This window comes from uncultured Moraxella sp. (assembly GCF_945873075.1).
GTDB lineage: Bacteria > Pseudomonadota > Gammaproteobacteria > Pseudomonadales > Moraxellaceae > Moraxella.
The window spans coordinates 1-5,428 of the sequence record NZ_CAMCBS010000051.1; the positions used below are offsets into that span (position 1 = coordinate 1).

The following is a 5,428-nucleotide window of genomic DNA, read 5'->3' on the forward strand; positions in this document are numbered from 1 at the left end:
ATGTCTATTAGGAGATGTGGTGTGATTTTTATCATGAAAAATGTCTATTACGCCAGCTTTTTTTATTTACATCAAAACAAAACCCCAAAGCGCATCATCATGCCATCTTTGGGGTTTGTTGTCTTATCTTATGCCATCAGGCAAATTCGCCCGTGCTCACCACATCAAGCTGTACGCCCCATTTGGCGAACTGTGGCGCATCTTGCTCAAGCTGTGTGGCGATTAGCTCTTCGTGCATCCCTGCGCCGACCAGCACTTGCCAGTGGTCAGCACTGATGATATTCAGGTTAATCGCAGCCGCCTTGGTGGTGCGTGATTGACTAGACTGTGCCGCTAGACGCAAAATCAAGCACAGATAAGCAAGCTTGCGACCGCCTAGATTCTCAACGATATCAAGCGCATCGGATTTGAGCTTACGGCGATGATGTAGCACCAGCTGCGCCATCATCGCTTGACCCACCTGCGAAAAGCCTGCAATATCTGAATGCTCAAGCAAATAGGCACTGTGGCGCTGATAGTTGCTATGCCCAACCGCCAAGCCAATCTCGTACAGATTTGCCGCACGGCGCAGCAGGTCAGCATCTTCACTGCTAAACTCAAGCTCATCTTTGACATCATTAAATAAGCGAGCCGCTCGTGTCATCACACGCCCTGCTTGCTTGACATCGACCGAATAACGCTCCGCCAGTGCTGCCACCGAGCGGTCACGCACATCTTCAGAATTGAGCCTGCCAAGCATATCATACATCACGCCTTCACGCAGTGCGCCGTCCGAATAGCCAAGCTCATCAATCTCAAGCGTCTGCATGATGGCAAGTAGCTCTGCCACGCCTGCAGGGAATACCGCTTGGCGATGTGCCTTGACCCCTTCAAATTCAATCTTATCTACCGAGCCAAGCTTAATCAGATGCTTTTTGAGCTTCATCATCCCATCTAAAGTGATGCTCTCACCGCTAAAGCCAAGCTCGGCAAGCACAAGGCGTGCTGCCTTAATCGTACCTGATGAGCCGATGGCATTATCCCAGCCGACTTTTTTGTAGCGTTTGGCGATGGCAAGTAGCTCGGTTTGGGTGTGCTTGGCAGCTTGCTCAAAGGCTTTTTCGGTGATTTTGCCATCGGCAAAGAATTTTTTGGTATAAGACACACAGCCCATCTGCAAGCTTTCCATCTCAATCGGCTCAAAGCCTTGCCCGATGATAAACTCGGTCGAACCACCACCAATATCAATCACCAAGCGGGTATCGGTACTGGCATTTGAGTGCGACACGCCAAGATAAATCAAGCGAGCTTCTTCACGACCGGCGATAATCTCAATCGGCTTGGGCAGTAGTAGATTGGCACGGCGGATAAACTCTTGGGCATTGACCGCTTTTCGCAGGGCATTGGTCGCCACGATACGCAGACGGGTCGGGTGCACTTCGGTAACATGCTGCGCAAAACGGTGCAAGCAGTCTAGCCCCCGCTGAATGGCTTCTTCACTTAGGACATTATTTTCATCAAGCCCTGCTGCCAATTGTACTTTTTCAGAAATCGATGCCACTTTTCGTACTTCACCGTGGTCAAGACGAGCAATCGCTAGATGAAAGCTGTTTGAGCCTAAGTCAATCGCCCCCAAAAGCTCATCACGCCCGATGGCAGCGGCATCATTGATGGCACTGGCGATTTGTTGGTGGCGTTCGGTGGTGTCTGGAAAAGTTGGGTTCATGCGAACTCCTTTTGATTATTTTTTTACACAAAATTTAGGTCTAACTTTACGATAATTTGCCCAAATTGTCTATGGATTTTTGGTTAATTTGGGGTGAAGTTTAAGTAGGTAGTTTAAGCAGGTATCTGCACCGAATCAGGTAGCAAATCCGCCATATCAGACGGCAGCGGTGCAAGATACTGCAAAGGTCTGTCATCATCCATCACTACATCCGCCAAAGACAATCGCCAAGCGTGCAGGCATAGGCGTTTGACCTGTGGGGCAGATTTGTTCAGTTGATATTTATCATCGCCAAGCAAGGCGTGCCCGATGTGCGCCATATGCACCCGTATCTGGTGTGTACGCCCTGTGGCAGGCATGGCAAGTACAAGGCTGACAGGCTTGCCGTCTAGCTCAAATCGTGCCAATACTTTAATCTGTGTTAAGCTAGGCTTGGCGACTTCTTCGCCGTGCGCTGCCCCAAGCTTTGCCACCTTGACACGACGCTCACCATTATCAAGCGTGTAGCGCAGTAGTGGCGCATCGATGATTTGGCTGTCTGCTTTGACATAGCCTGCACTCAAGCACAGATACTGCTTGTGGATGGTTTTTTGGCGAAATTGTTCTTGTAAGTGTTTGAGTGTACTGCGTTTTTTGGCGATAAGCAATAATCCTGATGTGTCCTTATCAATGCGATGCACAAGCTCCAGATACTTTTTGCCCGTCGCCTGACGCATTGCTTCAATCACCCCAAAGCTCTCACCGCTACCGCCATGCACTGCCATGCCCGATGGTTTATTAAGCACAATCAGCCCATCATCTTCATGGATGATGCGTGCCATCAAGCCTTTGGCAAAGCTGTCACTGATAATCACTTCTTCACGCACTGATAAGCGAATGGGCGCAATGCGTACCACATCGCCAACATCAAGCTTATCATGCGGCTTACAGCGTTTGCCATTGATACGCACTTCATCAGCACGGATGAGCTTATATAAGTGCGAGCGTGGCAAGCCCTTGAGCCGAGCGAGCAAAAAATTATCAATCCGCTGTCCTGCCTGATTGTCCGTCACCGTCAAAAAATTCACCTGATTAAAATTACTAATCGCCACATCCGCCGATTGCTTGGGGTGCGGATTGTGCTTGGCTTGGCTTGGCTTTACTTGAGTCGGCTTAGCTTGGCTTCGTTGCGCCGATGGACGAGATTTTGGGGAATTTTTGCCAAAACGATGGCTTGATGGCTGATTTTTTGGACTTTTTTGTAAATTTTTCATGGTTTTGTCAAATTTTTGTAGGCGTTTGGCAAAAGATTTGGTATAGTTTAGCATGTTGCAAACAAATACAGGATAATTTTTGTCGTTTGACACAATTTTTATCCGACACCATTGCAAATCCCTGAGATTTTTTTGTTACCACAGTTAAATTCAACAATCAGCTATAATAATCACTGATTGCGACACTGGGTAAAAAATGGCGATTGAGCGATATCGGTTTTGGCATGATTTTAGCGAACCTCAGTCTCAACGATACCTACGCCCTACTGCGTGATGGTCACGCCCACGCTCATATTTGCCCTTGCAACCGCCAAAATAGTTAATAATCGCTTAAAAAAGCAATAAAGCCATTTTAAGCATGATAATGCAACTTCGGTATTGATACCGTACAAGATTTCGCTAAGGCGACCATTCGTCTTTTAGCCTTGTTGAGTACCACTGGTTCAAAAGCACAAGACAAACTCTGCTTTTGCAAGGTAAACCCCAGTCGGCTCAAGCTTACAGAATTTTTGACAGCATTGGTGCAAGCAGTGCTGAGTATCGTTTGTGTTGTACAAACGATTTGTAATGACAGCAGCACACAGCCAAGACTTACTCTTTGCTGATAGTTGAGACTGCAATAAATCTTTGGAAAAATACCGATGTTGCTTGATTCGGGCCATTGCCCTTATAAGGAACATCATGAAACGCATTTTAATCAACGCCACGCATAACGAAGAAATTCGTGTTGCTCTGTGCAAAGACAGCCACCTGTATGATTTTGACCTAGAAAATCGCACTCGTGAACAAAAAAAGGCCAATATTTATAAAGGTCACATCACCCGAGTTGAGCCATCGCTAGAAGCGGCTTTTGTTGAGTATGGTTCGGCTCGTCAAGGCTTTTTGCCACTGCGTGAGATTGCCAGCGAATATCTGCACGGCAATCTGCGTGAAGACAACATCAAACAGCTTATCAAAGAAGGCGATGAAGTCATCGTCCAAGTCGAAAAAGAAGAGCGTGGCAACAAAGGTGCGGCGTTATCGACTTTTATCTCGCTTGCTGGTCGCTATCTGGTATTGATGCCAAACAACGCCAAAGCAGGCGGTATCAGCCGTCAAATCTCAGGCAAAGTCCGTGAAGAGATGAAACAAATCATCGCAGGGCTAAATCTACCAAAAGGCATGAGCGTCATCGTGCGTACAGCTGGCCTTGGCAAAGGCGCTGAAGACCTACAAAACGACCTTGACCATCTGCTTGATATCTGGAAATCCATCCAAGAACAAAACAAAACTCGCCCAAGCCCCTGCCTAGTCCATCAAGAAGCGGGTGTGGTCACTCGTGCAGTGCGTGACTATCTGCGTGATGACATCGGTGAAGTGTGGATTGACAGCGAAAACGCCTATAACGAAGCGGCAAATTTTATCAGTGCAGTAATGCCAAGCCAAATGAGCAAACTGCGTAAATACACCGAATATGAGCCGATGTTTGCCCGCTTTGGTATCGAACGCCAAATCGAAACCGCCTATCAGCGTGAAGTACGCCTGCCATCAGGTGGCTCGATTGTCATCGACCAAACCGAAGCACTGGTATCAATCGACATCAACTCATCAAAGTCCACCAAAGGCTCAGATGTCGCCGAAACTGCCTATAACACCAACCTAGAAGCCGCCGACGAAATCGCGCGTCAGCTACGCCTGCGTGATATGGGTGGTCTGATTGTCATTGATTTTATTGACATGAACGACCCACGCCACCAAAAAGATGTCGAAAAGCGTCTGATTGAAGCGACACGCCATGACCGTGCTCGTGTGCAATTTGCCGAGATTAGCAAATTTGGTCTGATGGAAATGAGCCGTCAGCGCCTACGCCCATCGCTCGAAGAAGCCACAGGCTACATCTGCCCACGCTGTCATGGCAATGGCATGATTCGTGATTTGCGTTCGCTGTCGCTGTCTATCATGCGCCAAATCGAACAAATCGCCCTAAAAGAACGCATGGGCGAAATCCAAGCCGAAGTGCCGACCGATATCGCTGCTTTCTTATTGAACGAAAAGCGTGAAAGCCTAGTGTATCTAGAGCAAGACAGTGGTGCTCGCATCACCATCTTGCCACACGCACACCTAGAAAGCCCGAATTTCACCCTGCACTTCAACCCAGACGGCTTTGCCCCATCAAGCTATGAGCGCATCGCTGATACCGAAGAAAAAGAAACCATCGACCGCGGCTATGAAGTCAATTGGCAAAGTGATAATGATGGCAAAGACACGGCACGCTGGCATAAGCACAGCGATAAGAGCGACAAAAAAGCCGCCAAACCACAAGCGGAGCAAGCTGCCCCTGCCAAGGCCGAACCACAAGCGGTGGCATGGCTATCCAACCTATTTGCACCAAAACCACAAGCCAAACTGGCAGGCTCTTTAGGCACGGCAGATGTCGCATCTGCCATCGAAGCCATCGTCAATGGCGGTGGTGTCAGTCTAGGTGCATCAG

3 protein-coding genes are annotated in these 5,428 nt (G+C 48.3%); 1 reads left to right on the forward strand and 2 read right to left on the reverse strand.

Annotated features, from left to right (window positions below; translation table 11 throughout):
- Positions 1–136 precede the first annotated feature (136 nt).
- Entirely contained in the window at positions 137–1,705 is a 1,569-nt protein-coding gene (gene ppx, locus Q0N89_RS09660; protein WP_294035861.1) for an exopolyphosphatase, read from the reverse strand.
- A 113-nt stretch (positions 1,706–1,818) separates the two neighbouring features.
- A complete protein-coding gene (locus Q0N89_RS09665; protein WP_294035863.1) occupies positions 1,819–3,012 on the reverse strand; it encodes an RluA family pseudouridine synthase in 1,194 nt (397 codons plus the stop codon).
- Positions 3,013–3,639: 627 nt separating this feature from the next.
- On the opposite strand from Q0N89_RS09665, the gene Q0N89_RS09670 reads away from it, so the two are divergent.
- The coding region (locus tag Q0N89_RS09670) for an Rne/Rng family ribonuclease (RefSeq protein WP_294035865.1) at positions 3,640–5,428 on the forward strand (1,789 nt) is incomplete at its 3' end.